Source organism: Parvibaculum sedimenti (assembly GCF_009184905.1).
Classification (GTDB): domain Bacteria; phylum Pseudomonadota; class Alphaproteobacteria; order Parvibaculales; family Parvibaculaceae; genus Parvibaculum; species Parvibaculum sedimenti.
Genome location: NZ_WESC01000011.1, coordinates 48,957 through 70,277, shown reverse-complemented (window position 1 = coordinate 70,277; position 21,321 = coordinate 48,957). Strand labels below are relative to the sequence as shown.

At 62.5% G+C, this 21,321-nt stretch carries 19 protein-coding genes; 3 read left to right on the top strand and 16 right to left on the bottom strand.

Annotated features, from left to right (window positions below; genetic code table 11):
- Positions 1-31 precede the first annotated feature (31 nt).
- Positions 32-742, top strand: coding sequence for a transcriptional repressor LexA (lexA, locus tag F2P47_RS12855; protein WP_152216771.1), 711 nt, complete (start codon positions 32-34; stop codon positions 740-742).
- Here the strand turns inward: lexA and F2P47_RS12850 are convergent.
- On the bottom strand, positions 736-2,934 hold the full coding sequence (locus F2P47_RS12850; protein ID WP_152216770.1) for a ComEC/Rec2 family competence protein: 2,199 nt from the start codon (positions 2,932-2,934) through the stop codon (positions 736-738). The two genes, lexA and F2P47_RS12850, sit on opposite strands and share 7 nt — an antisense overlap.
- A 247-nt stretch (positions 2,935-3,181) precedes the next feature.
- On the opposite strand from F2P47_RS12850, the gene gltX reads away from it, so the two are divergent.
- The gene (gene gltX / locus F2P47_RS12845) at positions 3,182-4,606 is read left to right on the top strand and encodes a glutamate--tRNA ligase (RefSeq protein WP_152216769.1); all 1,425 of its coding nucleotides are present in this window, start codon (positions 3,182-3,184) and stop codon (positions 4,604-4,606) included.
- A gap of 100 nt (positions 4,607-4,706) precedes the next feature.
- Entirely contained in the window at positions 4,707-6,023 is a 1,317-nt protein-coding gene (gene gltA, locus F2P47_RS12840; RefSeq protein WP_152216825.1) for a citrate synthase, read from the top strand.
- A gap of 100 nt (positions 6,024-6,123) precedes the next feature.
- On the opposite strand, the gene lpxB is transcribed toward gltA, so the two are convergent.
- From lpxB to rpsB, 15 genes are all read right to left on the bottom strand, one after another.
- Positions 6,124-7,305: a lipid-A-disaccharide synthase gene (gene lpxB, locus F2P47_RS12835; RefSeq protein ID WP_152216768.1), complete on the bottom strand. Its 1,182-nt coding sequence runs from the start codon at positions 7,303-7,305 to the stop codon at positions 6,124-6,126.
- Entirely contained in the window at positions 7,302-8,177 is an 876-nt protein-coding gene (locus F2P47_RS12830; RefSeq protein WP_152216767.1) for an LpxI family protein, read from the bottom strand. Before F2P47_RS12830 ends, lpxB begins: the two co-directional genes overlap by 4 nt.
- A 24-nt stretch (positions 8,178-8,201) precedes the next feature.
- Positions 8,202-8,990: an acyl-ACP--UDP-N-acetylglucosamine O-acyltransferase gene (gene lpxA / locus F2P47_RS12825; RefSeq protein WP_152216766.1), complete on the bottom strand. Its 789-nt coding sequence runs from the start codon at positions 8,988-8,990 to the stop codon at positions 8,202-8,204.
- The gene (gene fabZ, locus F2P47_RS12820; protein ID WP_152216765.1) at positions 8,987-9,469 is read right to left on the bottom strand and encodes a 3-hydroxyacyl-ACP dehydratase FabZ; all 483 of its coding nucleotides are present in this window, start codon (positions 9,467-9,469) and stop codon (positions 8,987-8,989) included. The genes lpxA and fabZ overlap by 4 nt, the downstream gene beginning before the upstream one ends.
- 45 nt (positions 9,470-9,514) lie before the next feature.
- On the bottom strand, positions 9,515-10,582 hold the full coding sequence (gene lpxD, locus F2P47_RS12815; RefSeq protein WP_152216764.1) for a UDP-3-O-(3-hydroxymyristoyl)glucosamine N-acyltransferase: 1,068 nt from the start codon (positions 10,580-10,582) through the stop codon (positions 9,515-9,517).
- Between the two features lie 48 nt (positions 10,583-10,630).
- Positions 10,631-11,221 carry an OmpH/Skp family outer membrane protein gene (locus F2P47_RS12810; RefSeq protein WP_152216763.1) on the bottom strand — a complete coding sequence of 197 codons (591 nt, stop codon included), beginning with the start codon at positions 11,219-11,221 and terminating at the stop codon, positions 10,631-10,633.
- 119 nt (positions 11,222-11,340) lie between these two features.
- The gene (gene bamA, locus F2P47_RS12805; RefSeq protein WP_152216824.1) at positions 11,341-13,683 is read right to left on the bottom strand and encodes an outer membrane protein assembly factor BamA; all 2,343 of its coding nucleotides are present in this window, start codon (positions 13,681-13,683) and stop codon (positions 11,341-11,343) included.
- Positions 13,684-13,787: 104 nt separating this feature from the next.
- Complete coding sequence (gene rseP, locus F2P47_RS12800; protein WP_422561441.1) at positions 13,788-14,933, bottom strand: RIP metalloprotease RseP; 1,146 nt, start codon at positions 14,931-14,933, stop codon at positions 13,788-13,790.
- Positions 14,934-15,056: 123 nt separating this feature from the next.
- A complete protein-coding gene (locus tag F2P47_RS12795) occupies positions 15,057-16,286 on the bottom strand; it encodes a 1-deoxy-D-xylulose-5-phosphate reductoisomerase (protein WP_152216762.1) in 1,230 nt (409 codons plus the stop codon).
- A complete protein-coding gene (locus F2P47_RS12790) occupies positions 16,277-17,119 on the bottom strand; it encodes a phosphatidate cytidylyltransferase (protein WP_152216761.1) in 843 nt (280 codons plus the stop codon). Before F2P47_RS12790 ends, F2P47_RS12795 begins: the two co-directional genes overlap by 10 nt.
- A 1-nt stretch (position 17,120) precedes the next feature.
- Positions 17,121-17,873, bottom strand: a complete 753-nt coding sequence (locus tag F2P47_RS12785; RefSeq protein WP_152216760.1) for an isoprenyl transferase — start codon at positions 17,871-17,873, stop codon at positions 17,121-17,123.
- Positions 17,874-17,940: 67 nt separating this feature from the next.
- Positions 17,941-18,507, bottom strand: coding sequence for a ribosome recycling factor (gene frr, locus F2P47_RS12780; RefSeq protein WP_152216759.1), 567 nt, complete (start codon positions 18,505-18,507; stop codon positions 17,941-17,943).
- Positions 18,508-18,634: 127 nt separating this feature from the next.
- Positions 18,635-19,360, bottom strand: coding sequence for a UMP kinase (gene pyrH, locus F2P47_RS12775; RefSeq protein WP_152216758.1), 726 nt, complete (start codon positions 19,358-19,360; stop codon positions 18,635-18,637).
- 149 nt (positions 19,361-19,509) lie between these two features.
- Positions 19,510-20,436 (bottom strand): translation elongation factor Ts, encoded by a 927-nt coding sequence (tsf, locus tag F2P47_RS12770; protein ID WP_152216757.1) that lies wholly within the window; start codon positions 20,434-20,436, stop codon positions 19,510-19,512.
- A gap of 89 nt (positions 20,437-20,525) precedes the next feature.
- Entirely contained in the window at positions 20,526-21,293 is a 768-nt protein-coding gene (rpsB, locus tag F2P47_RS12765) for a 30S ribosomal protein S2 (protein WP_152216756.1), read from the bottom strand.
- Positions 21,294-21,321 lie beyond the last annotated feature (28 nt).

Below are 21,321 nucleotides of genomic sequence, written 5' to 3'. Positions count from 1 at the left end.
ATGGTTTGTTCCATATTTGGGGCCCGAAAGAATGCTCACACGCAAACAGCACGAACTCCTGATGTTCATTCATGAGCGCATCAAGGAGGGGGGCGTGTCTCCGAGCTTCGATGAGATGAAGGACGCGCTCGACCTGCGCTCCAAGTCAGGCATTCACCGCCTCATCACGGCGCTTGAGGAACGAGGCTTCATCCGCCGCCTCGCCCATCGCGCCCGCGCGCTGGAGATCGTGAAGCTTCCCGAATCCGCCTCGCCGAGCCTTTCCGTTTCTCGCAACAAGGGCTTCTCGCCGAGCGTCATCGAGGGCAGCCGCGGCAAGCCGCTCAGCCGCGATCTGCAGCCCGCGCAGCAATCCGAAAATACCATTACACTTTCCGTCATGGGCCGCATCGCCGCTGGTACGCCCATCGAAGCGCTGCAGGAAGAGAGCCATCAGGTCGCTGTACCTCTGACGCTGCTTGGCTCCGGCGAACATTATGCGCTCGAGGTCAAGGGCGACTCCATGATCGATGCCGGCATTCTCGATGGCGACACGGTGCTCATTCAGCGCTGTGACACGGCCAATAGCGGCGATATCGTCGTGGCGCTTGTCGACGGGCTGGAGGCGACGCTGAAGCGCCTGCGCCGCAAGGGCGATTCCATCGCGCTTGAGGCGGCAAACCCTGCCTATGAGACGCGCATTTTCGGGCCGGATCGCGTGAAGGTTCAGGGCAAGCTCGTCGGGCTGCTGCGCCGCTATTGATCGGCGGAGCTTTCGCGCCGTGACTTTGCGGTGAGCTGGCGCTGCACCCAGGGACGACGGCCGCGCGCCTCGCGCGAGGTCTCCATTCTCACCTTTCCATCTGAACTGTAATAGATCGCTATCGCGCCGCTCCGCCAAAGATCGAAGCGATCGACGACAAGTCGCGCATGACAAGTCGCGCGCATCTGCCGCAGCACGGGCACCTTCGCGATCACGATGTCCGCCTTGGCGCAATCGTCGGCGAGCGCCTCTGGTCCTTCCGGAAAGGCGACCAGCGGACGCCCCGGTTCGCGCCAGACGCATCCCGCTGAATCGCAGCCGAGAAAAGGCGATCCCACCACATCGTTTGACGATCGCACATCGCCGTCATGCCGCAACCATTGCGATGCCGCATAGGATGAACGTTTCGCCGTCAGGTGTAGAACGCCATCTCCACCGCGCACAGCCGCAAGCCCTCCATCGGGAGCGACCAGCAGATCGGGACGCGCGGGCGAGCCCCACAGGGCTATGGCAAGCGCCATCGGCGCGATGCCGGCAAAACGCCAGCCGCCGCGCCAGAGCGACAACCACAATCCACCCAGAGTGAGTAACGCCAGCGAGGCCATCGGCGCGGATGCGACGAGCCGATCGGCGCCCTGCCAGCCGGCCACCTCATGCGCGACCCAGAGCATGCCGTCAACGCCCTTACCCATGACCCAAAGCGCTGGCGCTTCTGCGCCGAACGGCATCAGAACCATCGTCGCCAGCGCAGCAGGCATGACCAGAACGCTGACAATCGGTAACGCACCGAGATTTCCCGCCATGCCGTAAAGCGCGACACGATCGAAATGAAACGCGGCATAGGCGCCCGTCGCGAAACCCGCAATTGTCGTCGTAAGCAAAACACCCGCGACATAATTGAAGGCAAAGCGCAGGCTTCCGAAGATTGGCCCGTCGGTTCCTCCATTCATCGCAGCCGTGAAGCGCTGCGCCAGCGGACTTTCATAACAGGCGATAAGCCCAACGACCGCTGCAAACGACATCTGAAAACTGGCGCCAAGAAGACTCTCCGGCTGCCAGACAAGAACGAGCAGGGCCGCCAGTGCTACATTCCGCATACTGAGCGCTGGCCGATCGAAGATGATCGCGACAAACATCAGCGCAATCATGATCCATGAGCGCTGCGTGGCAACCTCCGCCCCCGAGATGAGAAGGTAGCCCGTGGAGCCGACCAGCGCCGCGGCGGCCCCCCATTTCTTGATCGGATAACGAAGCGCGATGGCAGGTACGAGGGCCAGACCTGCGCGCAAAAGCCAGAACAGAGAACCGCCGAAAAGCACCATGTGGAGGCCTGAGATCGACAGCACGTGAGCAAGGCCGGCCTTGCGCAAATCCTCCGCCGCCCATTCCGGGATGGCGCGCTGCTCGCCGGTGATGAGCGCCGCCGCGATCGCGCCCGAAGCGCCGCCAATGCCATTTTGCACGCGAGCCGTGATGGAGTGCCGAAGCCGGGCGAGCGCTGTCGTCCAATCCTCCGGCGGTGGCGCGACGCGCTCCGGCGCGGCGAATGCGAAGCCGACGCCACCCAGGCCCTCGAACCAGACCTGCCGCGCATAGTCGAACCCGCCGGGTTCTACGGGTTCCGGCGGCGGCATGAGCCGTCCTCGCACCCGGATCGTCTCGCCCGGCTCAATCACCGCCTCGGGAAATCGGACCTGCAACCGCACCCGCGCCGGCAGATCCATTGTCGCGACGCGGTCCATCGAAAGCGGCTCAAGTGTCACGGCCAGAGCACCCCTTTCTGTCCGCTCGACCTCAACGACGCGCCCCTCTATCTCGCCATTCCACGGTTTCTGGATGACAGGCGCGGCAACGGCCGCAGTGCGGATGCAGGCCAATGCGAAGCCGAGCACCATGCAGAAAAGCGCCGCCGCGAAAACCCTGGCCGCCCCTCGCCTCAGCGCGAAGACAAGCCCGCCACCCGATACCGAAAGCGCTACCAATGCCACCCAGAGCGGCGGCTCGAAGGAAAGGCTGAAATAGAACGCAATTCCGAGGCCGAGCAACACCGGGGACCACAGGAACCAGCGATCCGTCTCACCGAAAAAGGACGTGGCGGCATAGCTGGCCAGCTGCCGGAGGCGCGAAAAAGCCGCGCCTTCTTCTCCGCCATTCACGGCCTCGTCCGATTCCACATCCGTCGCGGCCGTCACTCCAGCCCCCTACTCGAAAAACGCCGCGAACAGCCCGTGAACAAAACCCAAAAACCCTCGGGCCAACGGCCCCGCCGGGCTTACGCTGCGTCGCCGCAATGTGCTAGAAAACCCCTGCCCCGCAGCAGATCCGCCAGCCCGAAATTCGCGCTTCCGGATCGCAGCATGCCAACAATAAATCGCCTTGCCTACCTGCCTGGGTTCACCCCTCACGGGTGCGGCCCAAACGGTGGGACTACGGGAAACCATGACGGACAAGAAGCAGGTCGTAACGCGCTTTGCCCCTTCGCCGACCGGCTATCTGCATATCGGCGGCGGGCGTACGGCTCTTTTCAGTTGGCTCTATGCGCGCCGGAACAATGGCAAGTTCCTTCTGCGTATCGAAGACACGGACCGCGAGCGCTCGACCGATGCCGCGATCGAGGCAATCTTCGAGGGCCTGCGCTGGCTCGGCCTCGAATGGGATGGGGAAGTCACCTATCAGTTCGCGCGTCAGGCCCGGCACCGCGAGGTCGCCGAGGAACTGCTCCGTCAGGGCAAGGCCTATTACTGTTATACGAGCCCGCAGGAGCTCGAAGAGATGCGGGAGAAGGCGAAGGCCGAAGGCCGCCCCATCCGCTATGACGGCCGCTGGCGCGATCGCGATCCCTCCGAAGCGCCCGAGGGCGTGAAGCCCGTCATCCGCTTCAAGTCGCCGAACGAAGGCGAGACGATCGTGCGCGACCACGTCATGGGCGATGTGCGCTTCGCGAATGAGCAGCTCGACGACCTCATCATCGTCCGCAGCGACGGCACGCCGACCTACAATCTTTCGGTGGTCGTCGACGACCACGACATGGGCGTCACCCACATCATCCGTGGCGACGACCACCTGACCAATGCCGGTCGCCAGAGCCAGATCTACGCCGCCATGGGCTGGGACGTTCCCGAATTCGCCCATGTGCCGCTGATCCACGGCCCTGATGGCGCGAAGCTCTCCAAGCGCCATGGCGCGCTCGGCGTCGACGCCTATCGCGACATGGGCTATCTGCCCGAAGCGATGCGGAACTATCTCGCCCGCCTCGGCTGGAGCCATGGCGACGACGAGATTTTCTCGACCGAGCAGGCCATCGGGTGGTTCGACCTCGATCACATCGGCCGCTCGCCCTCGCGCTTCGACTTCGCCAAGCTCGAGAACCTGAACGGCCACTATATCCGCGAAAAGGACGACACAGCTTTAGCCGACGAGACGATCGAGCTGATGCAACGTCTCGGCCACTGGGCCGACGGTGGCAATTTCGGCACCGAGTTCCGTGCCAAGCTCATCGCCGCCATGTCCGGCATCAAGGAGCGCGCGAAAACGCTTCTCGACATCGGCAAGGGTGCCGAGTTCCTGCGCGCCAAGCGTCCGCTGGCGCTGGACGCCAATGCGGCAAAGCTTCTCGATGCCGATGCGCGCGCGCTGCTCGCGCGGCTCACGCCAACGCTCGAAGCCGTCGCGGGCTGGGCTGCCGGCGACATAGAGGCGGCGGTGAGAAACTTCGCGGAAGCTGAAAACCTCAAGCTCGGCAAGGTCGCGCAACCGCTTCGCGCGGCCGCGACCGGCAGCTCGGTTTCACCGCCCATTTTCGATGTATTGGCCACACTCGGCCGCGAGGAATCGCTCGGAAGGATCAGGGATCAGGCTGCCTGACGCTCGCGCAAGCGCAGGCTGCCGACTAGAATGTTCAACAATGGCTGCATCGTGGCTCTTCGCCCGGTTCGGCAAACCAGCAAAGGACAGGCAGGACAGCATGACGAAAAACGGAAAAGAAGGTGGCGCGAAGCAGATCGCGACTCTCGCCGTCGACAACAAAAATTACGAATATCCTGTCGTCCCGGGTTCGATCGGACCGAGCGTCATCGATATCTCGAAGCTCTACGGTCAGACCGGCCACTTCACCTACGACCCCGGCTTCACCTCCACGGCGAGCTGCGAGTCCAAGATCACCTATATCGACGGTGAAGAAGGCGTTTTGCTCTATCGCGGCTATCCGATCGAGCAGCTGGCAGAGAAGGGCAACTTCCTCGAGAGCTGCTACCTGCTGCTGAACGGCGAACTGCCGACCGCGGCTGAATTCAAGGAATTCGACAAGGCGATCACGAACCACACCATGGTTCATGAGCAGATGCAGTTTTTCCTGCGCGGCTTCCGCCGTGACGCCCATCCGATGGCGATCATGTGCGGCATGGTCGGTGCGCTCTCGGCCTTCTACCACGACTCCACGGACATCAACGATCCGGTCCAGCGCATGATCGCAAGCCGCCGCCTGATCGCGAAGATCCCGACGCTCGCCGCCATGGCCTACAAGTATTCGGTCGGCCAGCCGGTCGTCTATCCGAAGAACAGCCTCGGCTACGCCGAGAACTTCCTGCACATGTGCTTCTCGGTGCCGGCGGAGGAATACAAGGTCGATCCGATCCTCGCCCGCGCGATGGATCGCATCTTCATCCTCCACGCCGACCATGAGCAGAATGCCTCAACCTCGACCGTGCGCCTCGCCGGTTCGTCGGGCGCCAATCCCTTCGCCTGCATCGCGGCAGGCATCGCCTGCCTCTGGGGCCCGGCGCATGGCGGCGCGAACGAGGCCGCGCTCGAAATGCTGCGCGAGATCGGCACCGTTGACCGCATCCCGGAATACATCGCCAAGGCGAAGGACAAGAACGATCCGTTCCGCCTGATGGGCTTCGGGCACCGCGTCTACAAGAACTACGACCCGCGCGCCCGCGTGATGCAGAAGACCTGCCACGAAGTGCTGCAGGTCCTGGGCATCAAGGACGACCCGCTGCTCGACGTTGCCATCGAACTCGAGAGGATTGCGCTCAGCGACAGCTACTTCATCGAGAAGAAGCTCTATCCGAATATCGATTTCTATTCGGGCATCACGCTGAAGGCGATGGGCTTCCCGACCACCATGTTCACCGTGCTCTTCGCGCTCGCCCGCACCGTCGGCTGGGTCGCGCAGTGGAACGAGATGATCGAGGATCCGGACCAGCGCATCGGCCGCCCGCGCCAGCTCTACACGGGCGCCCCGCGCCGCGATTACGTGTCGTTCGACAAGCGCAAGTAAGCGATCGAACCGATCGACAAAAGAAAGAGGCGCCCCAAGGGGCGCCTCTTTTTGATTCCGCTGCGCCCCGCATCTGAAAAGGATAAGGGCTCGAACGTCTCTAGCGTAACCTCGATGGCAGCATCTCCAGTACCGCCCGCGCGGCGCGAAGGCTTGGGCGGTCGCCACCAACACCCATGATCTCGCGAAGTTCGTCGAGATCGGTTAGCGCACGTTTGCGATCGGGCGTATCGCGCAGCAGCGGTTTCAGCGCCTCGGCAAGTGCCGCCGGCTTTGCCGCATATTGCAGGAACTCGCGCACCGAAGGCCGGTCGAGAATGAGATTGACGACGACAACAGACGGCACCTTGAGCAGGCCGGAGACCACCCAGGCGGCGACCGGATCGATCTTGTAGGCGATCACCATCGGCACACGCGCAAGACCAAGCTCAAGGGAGACGGTTCCGGAGGCCGCGAGCGCCGCCGTCGCCGCATCGAACGCCGCGCGCTTCTCGTCCTCGCCCTCGATCAGCTCGACGGGAACGCTCCAGCTCTTCACGCCCTCTTCGACCAGATGGCGGACATGCGGCACGGTCGGCAACACGAATTTGATGCCCGGAATATCCCGCGCCAGCAACGCCGCCGTCGCGCCAAAGTCGCCAATGAGGCGCTTCACTTCATTGGTGCGGCTACCGGGAAGGACGAGCAGAATCGGCTGGTCCGACGCTATTCCGCGCGCCTTGCGGAACGCCTCGCCGCTGCCCGAGGCGGGAAGACGTTCGATGGCTGGATGACCGACATAGACGCAATCGAGATTGGCTTCAGCGCGGAAGAAGTCCGGTTCGAATGGAAGCAGCGCCAGCACGCGCTTCACATATTTGGCCATGGCCCGCGCGCGGCCACGCCGCCAGGCCCAGACGCTCGGCGAGACATAATTCGCAATCGGAATATCCGGCGCGCGCTTGGCGACACGCTTCGCCACCATATGTGTGAAGTCCGGACTGTCGATGATAACAAGCACATCGGGCCGCTCGCGCACGGCGAAATCCGCAGTCTCTCGCATGCGCCGCAGGATCAGCGGCAGACGCGGAATGACCTCGCGCGGGCCCATGACGGAAGTATCCGACATGGGAAAGATCGACGTCAGGCCTTGCGCAATCATCTTTGGGCCACCTGCGCCGGTGATCCTCACCGCGCCATGCGTCAGTTCCTTCAACGCTTCCATCAATTCGCCGCCAAGCGCATCGCCGGAAGGCTCGCCGGCGACGAGCATGATGTGGGGAATGCTGACGTCGTCCTTCATGGCCTTTGGCCCGGAGTGCGGGCGTGCGGAAAGCACAGCACGAAGAGGCCGAGTTCATCAGCCTTGCGCGCCACCCCCTCCGCATCGGCGACGATCGCCCCGCCCGCTTCGACTGCAATGCCAGCAAGGCCCGCGGCGGCGGCCCGCTCTACCGTCCGCACACCAATTGTCGGCAGATCGACGCGGCGCTCCTGCGCCGGCTTCGGCAGCTTTACCAGCACGCCGTCGCGCGCGGTCTCCGAGCCCCGGCCTTCCGGTGGCATGGCGGCAACCCGGCCTAGCATCGCATCCGTTCCTTTTATGTCTTCAAGCGCGAGCACCGCACCACGGCAGACCACAGCGCCCTGCCCGATATCCAGCGCACCGATTTCGCGGGCGGCGGCAATGGCAATGTCAATATCCGCCTCTTGTGCCTCCGTGGGCGCAGCCTTGCTCAACAGGCCCTCCGAGGCAAGCAGGCTCGGCAAAATGGTTTCCGCGCCGACCACGCGGATACCGCTTTCTTCCAGATATTCCACAACGCCACGCAAAAGTGCGTCATCGCCCGTCTTCATGCGCCTGATGAAGCGCGGCAGCAGCATAAGCCCGCGAAAATCCGGCACGATGTCGCGAAGTGCTGGCCGCGTCATCGGGCCAATAATGACGACATCCTTGCAGCCATTCCGCTTGAAGAGCTTGAGGAAGCGCCCCATTGCGCCGACGCGCACCCAACCATGCGGATAGCGCTCGATGTCGGGGCCCGCCGCGCCTTTGACGCCAATGATGAAGACTTCGCGTCCGGCCGCGCGCGCCGCATCGGCGACCGCAAGCGGCAATGGCCCGCCGCCAGCGGCGATGCCGAGTTTGCGCGGTCTGTTGGCGGACGAGTTCATGCCGCTTGCCTCAGCGAAGCCTCGTTAATGGCGCGGCAGGCAGAGCGGACGATCTGCATCGGCCTGGATGAAGTTGACGATCTCCATCACTTCCGCGTTTTCGGCAAATCGCTCTGCAACGGCCGCGACCCTATCGCGCAGCGCGCCCTCCTGGCCGAAAATCTGGCCGAAGGCATCGCGCATTCCATTGATCTGCTCGCGCGAAAATCCGCGGCGCTTGAGACCAACGAGATTGAGCCCCATGAGGTGAGCCCGATTGCCGACCACCAGACCGAAGGGAATGATGTCGCTCTCGACCGCGCTCGCACCGCCGATAAAGGCATGCTTGCCGATACGGACAAACTGATGCACGGCGGAACCACCGCCGAAGATCACGTAATCCGCGACGCGGCAATGGCCCGCGAGCAGCGTCGTGTTCGACAGGATGACGTGATCGCCGATGATGCAGTCATGGCCGACATGTGCGCTCGCGAGGAACGTGTTGTGGCTACCGACGCGCGTGACCATGCCGCCACCTTCTGTACCGGTATTCATCGTCACATATTCGCGGATGAGATTGTCCGTACCCACATCAAGCGTGCTCGGCTCGCCGCGATATTTGAGATCCTGCGGCGGCTGGCCGATCGACGCGAAGGGGAATATCTGCGTCCGCGCACCGATGCTCGTGCGCCCGGCGATGACAACATGCGAATGCAGTACGACGTCCGCGCCGAGTTTCACATCCGGCCCGATGATGCTGTAGGGCCCGACCTTCACGCTCGGGTCGAGTTCCGCCTTGGGATCGACGATGGCAGTCGGATGAATATTCGTCATACGTTCGACGCCTGATCGACGATCATGGCGCTGTAGTCGGCTTCCGCGACGAGCACGCCGTCCACCTTCGCTTCGCCGCTGAACTTCCAGACGGGACCGCGGCTGTGAATCTTGGTGACGTGAATCTTCAGCACATCGCCCGGCTGTACAGGCTTGCGGAAGCGGGCGCGTTCAATCGTCATGAAATAGACGATCTTGCCTTCGGCATCGGCGCCAAGCCCGCTCAGCACCAGCGCGCCCGCCGTCTGCGCCATGGCCTCAACGATCAGAACACCGGGCATCACCGGATGGCCGGGAAAGTGCCCCTGAAAGAAAGGCTCATTGGCCGAAACGTTTTTGATCCCGGTCGCAGACTCGCTGCCCTTCATCTCGACGATCTTGTCGATCATCAGCATGGGGTAGCGGTGAGGAAGAAGCTCCATCACCCGCTTTATATCCGCGCTGCCGAGAACTTCCGTTACCGTTTCCGCATCGCTCATTATCTCATTCCCTCTCGCACGGCAGACGCCGCTTATCCTTCGCCACTAACTTGCGTCGTCGGCCGGTTCATCCGGCTTTCGGCGCTTGCTGAGATTCTTGATGGCCACCAGCTCGCGCTGCCACTCGCGAATAGGCCTTGCCGGTACGCCGCCATATTTCTGGCCCGCGGGCACATCGTGAATGACCGCGCTGCGCGCTGCCACCTGCACGCCCGAATTGATCGTCAGATGGCCGGTCACGCCGACTTGCGCCGCGAGCACCACGAAATCGCCGAGCTTTGCGCTGCCCGACACACCCGTCTGCGAAACAATCACGCAGCCGCGCCCTGTCTGAACGTTGTGTCCGATCTGCACGAGATTATCAATCTTGGTGCCCTCGCCGATCACCGTGTCCGGACCAGCGCCGCGGTCCACTGTAGTATTGGCACCGATCTCGACATCATCCTGGATGATGACACGGCCAAGCTGCGGCACCTTTTCGTGGCGCGGGAAACCCATCGCAAAGCCGAAACCGTCCTGCCCGATGGCGACACCTGGATGCAGCATCACGCGGTCACCGATATGGGCATGGCTGATCGTGACGTTAGGGCCGACGAAGCAATTGCGCCCGATGGTGCAGCCCTTCGATACGACGGCGTTGGCGCCGACGACCGTACCGCTGCCGATTTCGACACCTGCGCCGATCACCGCCCCTGGCTCGATCGTCGCACCTGCGCCAATGCTTGCGCTTGGATGAACGACGGCGCGTGGATGAACAATGGTGGGCTCACCATAAGTATCTGCACCATGTGCCTCTTCGGGGTAGAAGAGCTGGCACGCCAGCGCATAGGCGCGGTAGGGCTCCTTGCTTACCAGCAATGCAAGCCCCGCCGGCGCGCGAGCCACGAAACGCGGATGAACGAGGCAGGCGCCTGCCGCCGTGGCAGCAAAGGCGTCTGCATATTTAGGATTGTCGAGGAAGCTCAGATCGGCAGGACCCGCGGCGTCGAGCGAAGCTATGTCCTCGATCCGGCGCGCCGCGTCGGCATTCGATCCAAGCTCCGCCCCCACCCGCGTGGCGATCTCGCCAAGTGCGAACGGTCCATTATTCGCAAAGAAACGAGAATCCGCCATTGTCACCACATGCCCCGCCCTTAGGAGGCGAGGCCTTTCTCCACTGAATTACTGAGCAGCCTTCTTCGCATCCGCCGCCGAGATCGGCTTGACGTCGATCTTTGTCACTTTCGCATCGAGCGCCTTGAGCACTTCGGCGGTGACGTCGAGATCGACGCCGCCGGCGAGCACGACCGACTGGTCGAGAAGCAGCGTGGCGCCGTTCTTCTTCATCACGTCGGCGAAGATCGGACGAATGACCGCTTCGACGTCAGCGCGAGCCTTGTTGACGCCAAGCTGAAGCGCATCGCCCTTCACCCGCATCTTTTCCTGGCGATCGGCTTCTTTCTTTTCGAGCGCTGCGACCTTCTTCTTGAAATCATCGGCGCCGAGAAGCGAACGCTGCTCGGAAAGCTTCTTGGCTTCGTCCTGAAGCGCTTCCGAACCCTTCTTGTCTTCGGCCTGAAGTTTCTTCGCCTGCTCCTGGAGCTGAGCGCGAATGCTCTGGCCGACCTTGGACTCGTTGAAAATCTGCTGCGTGTTGACGATCAGGATGATCGCCGGATTGGCGGCCGACGCCGCCGGCGCCGTCGCTGCGGCAGCGATGGAAACAAACGCCAAGGCGGCAAGCATACGCTTGGCAAAACGATGGAACTTCATGGTCCGGAATACCCTTTTGAAATCCTGGGACGAAACTGTTGAGGACGCCGGTTTTGCCCGGCCTTTGTTAGAAAAAGCGCGATCTCGACGGGGTGTCGGGATCGCGCTCCTGACTCGCACTAGAACTGTGTACCCGCGCTGAAGCGGAAGATTTCGGTCTTGTCGTAGTCTTCCTTCACGAAAGGCTGACCGAAATCGAGACGGACTGGGCCGAAAGGCGACTTCCAGTTGAGGCTGAGGCCAGCCGAAACGCGCGGCGCATAACCGGTCTTATAAACGTCCGTACCCGCCGTAGCGCTGTTGATATCGGCACCGCCGACGATACCAAAGTCGCTGAACAGGCTCGTCGTAATACCGAGCGCTTCGGGCAGACCGTTCGGAAAGCTGATTTCCGCCGTACCGAACGCATAGCCATTGGCGCCGATGGCATCGTCCGTGGTGATGTCGCGCGGACCGAGGCCCGCAGACTTGAAGCCGCGGAAATCCTGACCGCCCTTGAAGAAGCGGTCATTCAGCTTGATGTTCTGCCCGATACCCTGAATGTAGCCAAGGTCGGCGCGCAAGGTCAGAGTATAGCCTTCCGCCAGCTGATAGTAGTTATGGACGAGTATCTGGCTCGACAGGTAGCGCACCGAACCGCCAACACCGGCAAAGTCCTGACTGAACAGGAAGTCCCAGCCGCCGGTCGGAATGACGGGATCGTTACGCTCGTCAAGATAGTAGTCGTAACCGACGGTCGACCGAACCTGTGAACCGGCAGCGTCAAGAATGACGGGCGATGTGCTGGTGACGTTGAAGATGCTCTCGAAGCGCAGCTGATAACGCGTCAGCAACCGGCTGTTGTCGGAAAGCGGAAAGCCGAAGCGGAAACCACCGCCCTGAGTACGCGAGTCGAACGAGGCTTCGCTCTGATAGTTGGTTTCGCTGCCGAAGATGTCGATACCGCCGACCAGATCCCGGTCCAGGAAGTACGGATCCGTATAGTGGAACTCGATGAGCTGCTGCCGCTTGGCCAGCGACACGTTCGTGCCAACCTGCAATCCGCGGCCGAGGAAGTTGCGCTCGCTGAGGCCAGCGCCTGCAACCAGATTGTCGAGCGACGAGAAACCGAAGCTCAGCGACAGCGAACCCGTTGACTGCTCCTGCACGGCCACATTGATGATCGTCTTGTCAGGAGCCGAACCCGGTTGCTGCTTCACATCGACCTTGGCGAAATATTGCAAGCCGCGAATGTTCTTTTCGGACTTGTCGAGCAGCACCTTGTTGAAAGCGTCGCCTTCGGCAAGCTTCATCTGCCGGCGAATAACGCGGTCCAGCGTGCGCTGGTTGCCGACGATGTCGATCCGCTCGACATAGACGCGTGGGCCCTCGGCGATGTTGTAGGTGATATCGACGACGTGGTTCTTGCGGTCGCGGTGCACACGGGGGCGCACTTCGGCGAAGGCATAGCCCTTGGAACCAGCCGCGAAGGTCAGCGCATCGACCGTCTTGTCGATGAGATTGGCGTTGTACGTCTCGCCGGTCTTTGTCTGAACGAGCTCCATAAGCTCGCCCTTGTTGAGCTTTTCGAGGTTCGTTTTGATGTCGACCTTGCCGAAATTGTAGACCTCACCTTCCTCGACTGTGAAGGTGATGTGGAAGGAGGCATCGTCGCGGCTGAGGTCAGCCACGGCGGAAACGACGCGGAAGTCCGCATAACCCTTCGACAGATAGAAGCGGCGGAGAAGCTCGCGATCATAGGTCAGTCGGTCAGGATCGTAGCTGTCGGACGAGGAAAAGAACTTCCACCAGGCGGACTCGCTGGTCGAGATGACTTCGCGCAGATCGCCGTCGCTGAAATTCTTGTTACCAAGGAAATTGATGGCGGCGATCTTCGTCTTCTGGCCCTCGTTGATTTCAAAGACGAGGTCGACGCGATTCTGCGGCAGACGGATGACCTTCGGCTCGACGGTCGCGGCGAAGCGGCCGCCACGGCGATAGAGCTCGATAATGCGCGTGACGTCGGCCTGAACCTTGGCGCGCGTATAGATCGTGCGCGGCTTCAGCTGGACTTCGTTGTTGAGGTCATCTTCCTTGACCGCGCTGATGCCTTCATATGCGACGCGGTTGACGATCGGATTCTCGACGACGGAAACGACGAGCGTATCGCCATCGCGGCGAATATTGACGTCGGCAAAGAGGCCTGTGTCGAAGAGATGCTTCAGCGAGGTGTCGACCTTCGACGCGCTGTAGGTGTCACCTTCCTGAATGGCCATGTAGGAGACGACGGTATCGCGCTCGATGCGCTGATTGCCCTCGACGTCAATCTTCCGGATCACCGGACCTTCCGCCTCTGCGGCTTCCGCCCGCGCGATACCCCAAACCGATCCACCGACCGACACACTGCCCGGCAGGGATGCGGCAAGGCACCACACAGCGAGAAGCAGCGCGCAGACGCTGCCGAACCGCGCCACTCGGGCCATCGAACTCACCAGTCGCCCCATCCCCTACCTACCTCAATCGCTCGAGTCCCACGGGACCCTGTTGTTTATCGCCAGGTTGCCTCTGCCCGCAGGCATCGAGACGATCAGCTGAACAGATGGACCAAATCGTTCCACGTCGCAAAAACCATGAGCATCATGACGAGCGCGAGCCCGATTCTGAAGCCGAATTCCTGGGCCTGCTCGCCCAGCGGGCGGCCCCGGAGAACCTCGACCGCATAATACAGAAGATGCCCGCCATCAAGCATCGGCACCGGGAAAAGATTAAGCAGGCCGATACTTACGGAAAGGATCGCCGTCAGATTCAGCAGCGCCGAGAATCCGACCGACGCAACCTGCCCCGAAACCCGTGCAATGGTCAACGGACCGCCGATCTGGCTGGCGTCTTCAGCACCCGAAACCACGCGCCCGATATAGGTGAAGGTCTGGGAAACAAGGAACCACGTCTCCTTGACTCCGAGCCCGAGGCTGGTCACCGGATCCGTGCGGGTGACATGCCAGTTCGCTTCGCTCGCATCGGGCACCAGGCCCAGAATGCCCATGCGCTGCACATTGCCGAAAGGGTCCTTGACCTCCTGCCGGCGCGGCGTCGCAATGAGGGTCACATCCGCCTCGCCACGTTCGACCACGAAGGTCAGCTTGACGTCGCTGCTGATGCTGACGATGCGCTTCATGTCCTCGAAGCTGTCGATCGTCTTGCCGTCAATGGAGAGCACGCGATCGCCCGGCTGAAAACCGGCCTCTGCCGCAGCGCTGTTTTCCACCACGGTCTTGATCACCGGCTTGACGATGACTTGCCCAACTACGGTGTAAAGCCCGGCGAAAATGACGATGGCCAGCACAAAGTTGGCAAGAGGCCCCGCAACCACCACCGCCGCCCGCTGATACACAGGCTTGAAATAGAAAAGCCCGCCGCGCTGCTCGGGTGGAATTTGAGCGAGACGGTGGCGATCCGGCGTGCTCGCCGCGGACTCGTCGCCCAGAAACTTCACATAGCCGCCAAGCGGTATCCAGCTGACCTTCCAGCGCGTACCGCGCCGGTCGTTCCACCCAAAAATCTCCTTACCGAAACCGATCGAAAAGGTCTCGACCTTCACGCCGCAAAGCCGCGCGACCAGAAAGTGCCCGAGCTCATGGAAGAAGACGACGACGGTCAGAACGAACAGGAAAGGCAACAAATAGCCCCAGAGCGATTCTCCGAAGCCACCAATGCCTGCGAGTAGGTCCACCACGCTCAAATTCCGTTCTCGTGTCATGCGCCCGCCGGGACGTTCGACACGCCCTGAAGGTCCCGGTTCGCAAAATAAGCCCCCGCCCGGCGTCGCCTGCCGGCGACGAGCCGCAGAGAGACTACGTCAGCGGCTGGCCAATTGCACCAACTCCTCGGCACGAATCCGGGCCAATCCGTCAATTTCGTAAATATGTTCGAGATTGTCCGGCTCGCCGCTCTCGTGGCCCATGGCCGACAATACCGATTCCACCGTGCCCGCGATGTCGAGGAAGCCGATCCGGCGCTCGAGAAAGGAGGCGACCGCCACCTCATTGGCAGCGTTGAGGATGGTCGGAACCAGGCCGCCCGCCTTCACTGCCGCCCGCGCCAGCCTTATGGCGGGAAAGCGAACCGGATCGGGCGCCTCGAAGGTCAGTTTGCCGATTTCGGCAAGATTCAGCCTCGCGCAGGGCGTTGCCATCCTGTCCGGCCAGGCCAGTGCGTAGGAGATCGGTGTCCGCATATCCGGCGAGCCGAGCTGCGCGAGGACCGAGCCATCCACATAACCGACCATGCTGTGAATGATCGATTCCGGGTGGATGACGATATCGAGCCGTTCCTCGCCGACGGGAAACAGGTAATGCGCCTCGATGAGCTCAAGCCCCTTGTTCATCAATGTGGCCGAGTCGACCGAGATCTTGGCGCCCATGCTCCAGCGCGGATGAGCAACAGCCTGCTCCGGCGTCGCCTGCGCCATCTCGGCAAGCGACCATGTGCGGAAGGGCCCTCCGGAGGCCGTCAGGATGATCTTGTCGACCGAGCCGAGGCGCGTCTGGTCGAGAACCTGAAAGATCGCGTTATGTTCCGAATCGACCGGCAGCAGCACGGTGCCCGAGCGCGCGACCTCGGCCAGGAAGAGCGGCCCCGCGGAGACGAGGCATTCCTTGTTGGCCAGCGCGACGCAGGCCCCGCGCCTCACGGCCGCAAGCGTCGGGGCAAGCCCGGCCGCACCGACGATGCCCGCCATCACCCAGTCCGCAGGCCTGAGTGCCGCCTCGACCACAGCGTCGCGCCCGGCGCCCACCTCGATGCCGGTGGCTTCGAGCCCGGCCTTGAGATCCTCATAAAGCAGAGCGTCGGCGATAACGGCGAATTGCGGCTTCAGGCGGCGGGCCTGCTCGATCAGCGCATCGACATTCTTGTGCGCCGTCAGCGCCACGAGTTCAAAGCGGTCCCGCTCCCGCTCGATCAGGTCGAGCGTCGAGCAGCCGATGGAGCCCGTCGAGCCGAGCACAGTGACGCTGCGCGGACGACCCGTCCGGGTCGCTTCCGCGCGGTCGCGTTCGAGATCGCTTATTTCTGCCGTCAGGGCCAAATCAGAACTCCCGCGCCGGTGCTTGCCGCCCCGTGAAACAGCGCCAGCAGGCCAGCGCCAACCGCTGCTGCGACCAGACCATCGACGCGGTCCAGTATGCCCCCGTGACCGGGAATAAGCTTACCCGAATCCTTGACGCCGGCATGCCGCTTGAGCCCGGATTCGAGGAAATCGCCAGCTTGGGCCACAACGGCCAGCAATGCGCTGAGGCCGCCGAGAATGGCGGGTGATCCCATGCCGAGCCAAAGCGACGTAACGAAGCCGACGGCACCCGCCCCCAGCATGCCCCCGATAAGCCCGGCCCATGTCTTCTTGGGCGAGAGGCTCGGGGCAATCTTCGGCCCGCCGATCCCCCGGCCCGCAAAATAGGCGCAGCTATCCGTCGCCCAGACGACACCCAGCAGCCAGAAGACTGCCGCCCGTCCGAGCAAGGGATCGAGCCGAAGCCAAAGTATCGCGACCAATGGCAGGACCAGATAGGGAAAGGCAAGGAACGGCACCCAGAGCGGCTCGCCGCGCCACATGCGAAAAGCCAGCGAGAAGCAGAGCCCGGCCACGCCAGCGATCAGCGCGACAACCGGCAGGCCAACCGCCGTCATGGCAACCGCGGCCAGCGCAACGCCCGCCAGCAGAACCCGCTCGGCGAGGCTGTTGCCCGGCAGGAGCGCCGCGAGTTCGACTGCCATGGCAATGGAGGCGGCAGCGATGAGCCCGGCGAAAGGCCAGCCACCCAGCCAGGCCAGAGCCAGCGCGGCAGGCGCCAGGACAAGGGCGGAGAGAATCCGTGTCCTGAGATTGCTGTTCGGTGCAGGCGGTTCCGGGGACAGGCTCATGTCAGGACTTCACCGGTTCGACGGCGCCGAAGCGGCGATCGCGAAGATTATATTCGACGATGGCTTCCTTCAGGCGGTCCGGTGTGAAGTCCGGCCAATAAACGTCTGTAAAGACAAGCTCCGCATAAGCGCTCTGCCAAATCAGGAAGTTCGAAAGCCGCTTCTCGCCGCTGGTGCGAATGATGAGGTCGGGATCGGGAACGCCCGCCGTGTCGAGATGCGCGGCCACAATCTCAGGTGTGATCGCCTCGGGATCCAGGCTGCCCGCCTTCACCTCGCGCGCTATGCGCTGAACCGCTGCCGTTATCTCGTTTTGTCCACCATAGTTAAAGGCAATCATGAGCTTCAGCCGGTCGTTGGCGTGGGTCAGCGTCTCCGCTTCCTCGATCAGCGCCACGATATCGGCCGCCAGATGCTCGCGGTCGCCGATAATCCGGACCTGAACCCGGTTGCGATGAAGCTCGGCAAGGTCGCGGCGGATGAAGAGCCGGAGCAGCCCCATAAGGTCGCTGACCTCTTCCGCCGGGCGCTTCCAGTTCTCGGAACTGAAGCCATAAAGCGTCAGATAGCGGATGCCCATGTCGCCGGCGGCCCGCACGATCGTCCGCACGGCCTCAACGCCTTGTTGGTGGCCGATCTTGCGCGGCAGATATCGCTTGGCCGCCCATCGCCCATTGCCATCCATGATGATGGCAATGTGCCTCGGAACATCAAGTGCCTGCTCGCTGCTCGCCGATGTTCCGGGCGTCAACATGGGTTGAATATTCCGTTAAAAACAAAATGTTAGACATATATCCTGATGCAGGATGCGAGGTATAACCTCACACCTGCATGATCTCGCCTTCCTTGTGCGCCAGCGCGGCGTCGACTTCGCCGATCACCTTATCCGTAACCTTCTGCACCTTGTCTGCGGCAACCTTGTGGTCGTCCTGGCTCATATGGCCATCTTTTTCGAGGCGCTTCAGCTCATCCATGGCGTCGCGACGGACATTGCGGATGGCGACGCGGGCCTGCTCAGTATATTTGGCGGCGATCTTGGTCAGCTCGGTGCGGCGCTCCTGGTTAAGCTCCGGGATCGGCAGACGGATCAGCGTGCCGTCTACATTCGGATTAAGGCCGAGGCCCGAGCTGCGGATTGCCTTGTCGACGGCGGACACCATGCCCTTGTCCCACACCTGCACCGTAATCATGCGCGGCTCGGGAACGCCGACCGTGCCGACCTGATTGAGCGGCATGGTCTGGCCGTAGGCTTCCACCATGATCGGATCCAGAAGACCGGCCGAGGCACGCCCCGTGCGGAGTCCGGAGAATTCCTGCTTCAGGGCCTGGAGCGCACCGCGCATGCGGCGCTCGACATCCTCGATATCCAGAGTCTTTTGGTCAGCCATTTTCTTCCTTCCGTCTTAAGAGCGCGATGGCAAACAATCAGCTTTCAGATGAGCCAGTCGCGCTTAGTAATTGAATTCGCTGCAATATTCGCATGAAGGATTTTCAACCTTCTGCGATGCATCAGATTCAGGCGGCGTCGCTGATGATAGTGCAGCGACCGTCGCCTGTCAGAACATTGACGAAGCCGCCATCATTATGGATTGAGAAGACGATGATCGGGATGCCGTTCTCCCGCGCCAGCGCAATGGCGGAGGTATCCATCACCTGCAGATCCTTGGCGAGCACATCCATGTAAGTGAGGTGGTCGTAGCGCTCCGCATCCTTCACCTTGTGGGGATCGGCGGAATATACGCCATCGACCTGCGTCCCCTTCAGGAGCGCGTCGCAACCCATTTCCGTCGCGCGCAGCGCCGCCGCCGTGTCGGTGGTGAAGAAAGGGTTGCCGGTGCCGGCGGCGAAGATCACCACCCGGCCCTTTTCCATGTGCCTGACCGCGCGGCGCCGCACATAGGGCTCGCAGACGGTCATCATGGGGATGGCGGAAAGCACCCGCGTCGGCACGCCGAAGCGTTCCAGTGCGTTCTGCATGGCAAGCGCGTTCATTACAGTGGCAAGCATGCCCATATAGTCGGCGCTCGCCCGTTCCATGCCCTTGGCCGCGCCCGAGAGGCCGCGGAAGATGTTGCCGCCGCCGATGACGAGGCAGACCTCGACGCCGATATCAGTCGCCTGCTTGATCTCCCGCGCGATGCGGTCGACCGTCTCGACATTGATGCCATATTGCTGGTCGCCCATCAGGGCTTCGCCAGAAACCTTGAGCAGGACGCGTTTGTAGAGGGGCTTTTTTGTCATGCTGGCTCTTTTCTGGGTCGGTTCAGGCGGCGGCGGGCGCAGGCGGGATCGCTGGCGGCAGGACGGACGAATCCCCGTCCCGTGGCGGTCACAATAACGCCCCCAACGCCGGTTGGCGAAGGGGGCGTTTGATTGCAGGCCAGAAAGGCTTAGCCGCGGGCGGCGGCAGCCACTTCGGCAGCGAAGTCCGTCTCGGTCTTCTCGATGCCTTCGCCAAGGCCGAAGCGGACGAAGCCGACGACGTTGATCGGGGCGCCGATACCGGCTTCCGCATTCTTGACCGCTTTTTCGACCGTGTTGTCCGGATCGATCACGAAGGCCTGCGACAGGAGGACGACCTCCTCGTAGAACTTGCGGATACGGCCTTCGACCATCTTCTCGATGATGTTCTCCGGACGGCCCGATTCCTTCGCTTCAGCGATGAGCACGGCGCGCTCACGCTCGACGACGGCGGGGTCCAGATCTTCGCGGCGCGTGGCAAGCGGGCCGGTCGCCGCGATGTGCATGGCGATCTGCTTGCCAAGTTCGGCAAGCTTCGCCTTGTCGCCCGTCGACTCGAGGCCGACGAGAACGCCGATCTTGCCGAGGCCGGGAACGACCTGGTTATGCGTGTAGGCCGCAACGACGCCATCCGAAACGACGATCGAGGCGGTGCGGCGGACATTCATGTTCTCGCCGATCGTGCCGACCTGCTCGGTGACGAAGTCCTGCACCGACTTGTCGGAGCCCGGATAGGTCGAGGCCAGCAGCTTGTCGAGGTCGCCTTCGGCGGCGAGCGCCGCCTTGGCGATGTCCGTCACCATCTTCTGGAACTGTTCGTTGCGGGCAACGAAGTCGGTCTCGGAGTTGACCTCGACCAGCGCACCACGCGTGCCCTCGGCGACGACGCCGACAAGGCCTTCAGCCGCCACGCGGCCGGACTTCTTCGCGGCCTTGGCAAGGCCCTTCGTGCGCAGCCAGTCGATGGCCGCTTCCATGTCGCCCTGGGTCTCGTTCAGGGCCGACTTGCAATCCATCATGCCCGCGCCGGTCTTCTCGCGGAGTTCTTTCACCATGCCGGCGGTGACTTCAGCCATTGCCATATCCTCTCAAGCTTAAAAATGAGCAGGCCCCGGCAAGCCTTTGGGCTGCCGGGGCAGTTTTTCGTTCAGGCAGTAGCGGGGAATTAGCCCGCAACGGCCTCGCCGGCCGGGATATCGGCCGTGGGCTCGACTTCCGCACCCACATCGACGCCGGACGCGATGTGGCTCTGCGAGATGCCGTCGATGACGGCGCGCGAGACGAGATCGCAATACATCTGGATCGCGCGGGCCGCGTCGTCATTGCCCGGAACCGGATAGGCGATGCCGTCCGGGTTCGAGTTCGAGTCGAGGATGGCGACGACCGGAATGCCGAGCTTGCGGGCTTCCTCGATCGCGATCGTTTCCTTGTTGGTGTCGATCACGAAGATGATGTCCGGCAGGCCGCCCATGTCCTTGATGCCGCCGATGGCGCGCTCAAGCTTGTCGCGCTCACGGCTCAGGTTCAGGACTTCCTTCTTCGTCAGACCGCGCGCCTCACCCGCGAGCATCTCGTCGAGCTGACGGAGACGGCGGATCGAGTTCGAAATGGTCTTCCAGTTGGTCAGCGTGCCGCCGAGCCAACGATGGTTGATGTAGTACTGGGCGCACTGCTTCGCGGCAGCGGCGACCGGCTCGGAAGCCTGACGCTTCGTGCCGACGAAGAGAACGCGGCCACCGCCGGCGATGACGTCACGAACCGCGACGAGCGCCTGGTGGAGCAGCGGAACGGTCTGCGCCAGATCGATGATGTGGATATTGTTGCGGTCGCCGAAGAGGAACGGGGCCATCTTCGGGTTCCAGCGGTGGGTCTGGTGGCCGAAATGAACGCCGGCTTCCAGCAGAGAACGCATAGAGAAATCGGGGAGTGCCATGACACCCATACTCCTTTTCCGGTTGGAC

Excerpts from the sequence above, each read along its gene's own strand:
- bamA (WP_152216824.1), bottom strand. The coding sequence starts at position 13,683 with ATGGCCCGAGTGGCGCGGTTCGGCAGCGTCTGCGCGCTGCTTCTCGCT.
- F2P47_RS12785 (WP_152216760.1), bottom strand. The coding sequence starts at position 17,873 with ATGTTGACGCCCGGAACATCGGCGAGCAGCGAGCAGGCACTTGATGTT.
- fabZ (WP_152216765.1), bottom strand. The coding sequence starts at position 9,469 with ATGAGCGATGCGGAAACGGTAACGGAAGTTCTCGGCAGCGCGGATATA.
- frr (WP_152216759.1), bottom strand. The coding sequence starts at position 18,507 with ATGGCTGACCAAAAGACTCTGGATATCGAGGATGTCGAGCGCCGCATG.
- F2P47_RS12830 (WP_152216767.1), bottom strand. The coding sequence starts at position 8,177 with ATGAACTCGTCCGCCAACAGACCGCGCAAACTCGGCATCGCCGCTGGC.
- lpxB (WP_152216768.1), bottom strand. The coding sequence starts at position 7,305 with ATGAAGGACGACGTCAGCATTCCCCACATCATGCTCGTCGCCGGCGAG.
- lpxA (WP_152216766.1), bottom strand. The coding sequence starts at position 8,990 with ATGACGAATATTCATCCGACTGCCATCGTCGATCCCAAGGCGGAACTC.
- pyrH (WP_152216758.1), bottom strand. The coding sequence starts at position 19,360 with ATGACAAAAAAGCCCCTCTACAAACGCGTCCTGCTCAAGGTTTCTGGC.
- gltA (WP_152216825.1), top strand. The coding sequence starts at position 4,707 with ATGACGAAAAACGGAAAAGAAGGTGGCGCGAAGCAGATCGCGACTCTC.
- F2P47_RS12790 (WP_152216761.1), bottom strand. The coding sequence starts at position 17,119 with ATGAGCCTGTCCCCGGAACCGCCTGCACCGAACAGCAATCTCAGGACA.
- rpsB (WP_152216756.1), bottom strand. The coding sequence starts at position 21,293 with ATGGCACTCCCCGATTTCTCTATGCGTTCTCTGCTGGAAGCCGGCGTT.
- lexA (WP_152216771.1), top strand. The coding sequence starts at position 32 with ATGCTCACACGCAAACAGCACGAACTCCTGATGTTCATTCATGAGCGC.
- gltX (WP_152216769.1), top strand. The coding sequence starts at position 3,182 with ATGACGGACAAGAAGCAGGTCGTAACGCGCTTTGCCCCTTCGCCGACC.
- lpxD (WP_152216764.1), bottom strand. The coding sequence starts at position 10,582 with ATGGCGGATTCTCGTTTCTTTGCGAATAATGGACCGTTCGCACTTGGC.
- tsf (WP_152216757.1), bottom strand. The coding sequence starts at position 20,436 with ATGGCTGAAGTCACCGCCGGCATGGTGAAAGAACTCCGCGAGAAGACC.
- F2P47_RS12810 (WP_152216763.1), bottom strand. The coding sequence starts at position 11,221 with ATGAAGTTCCATCGTTTTGCCAAGCGTATGCTTGCCGCCTTGGCGTTT.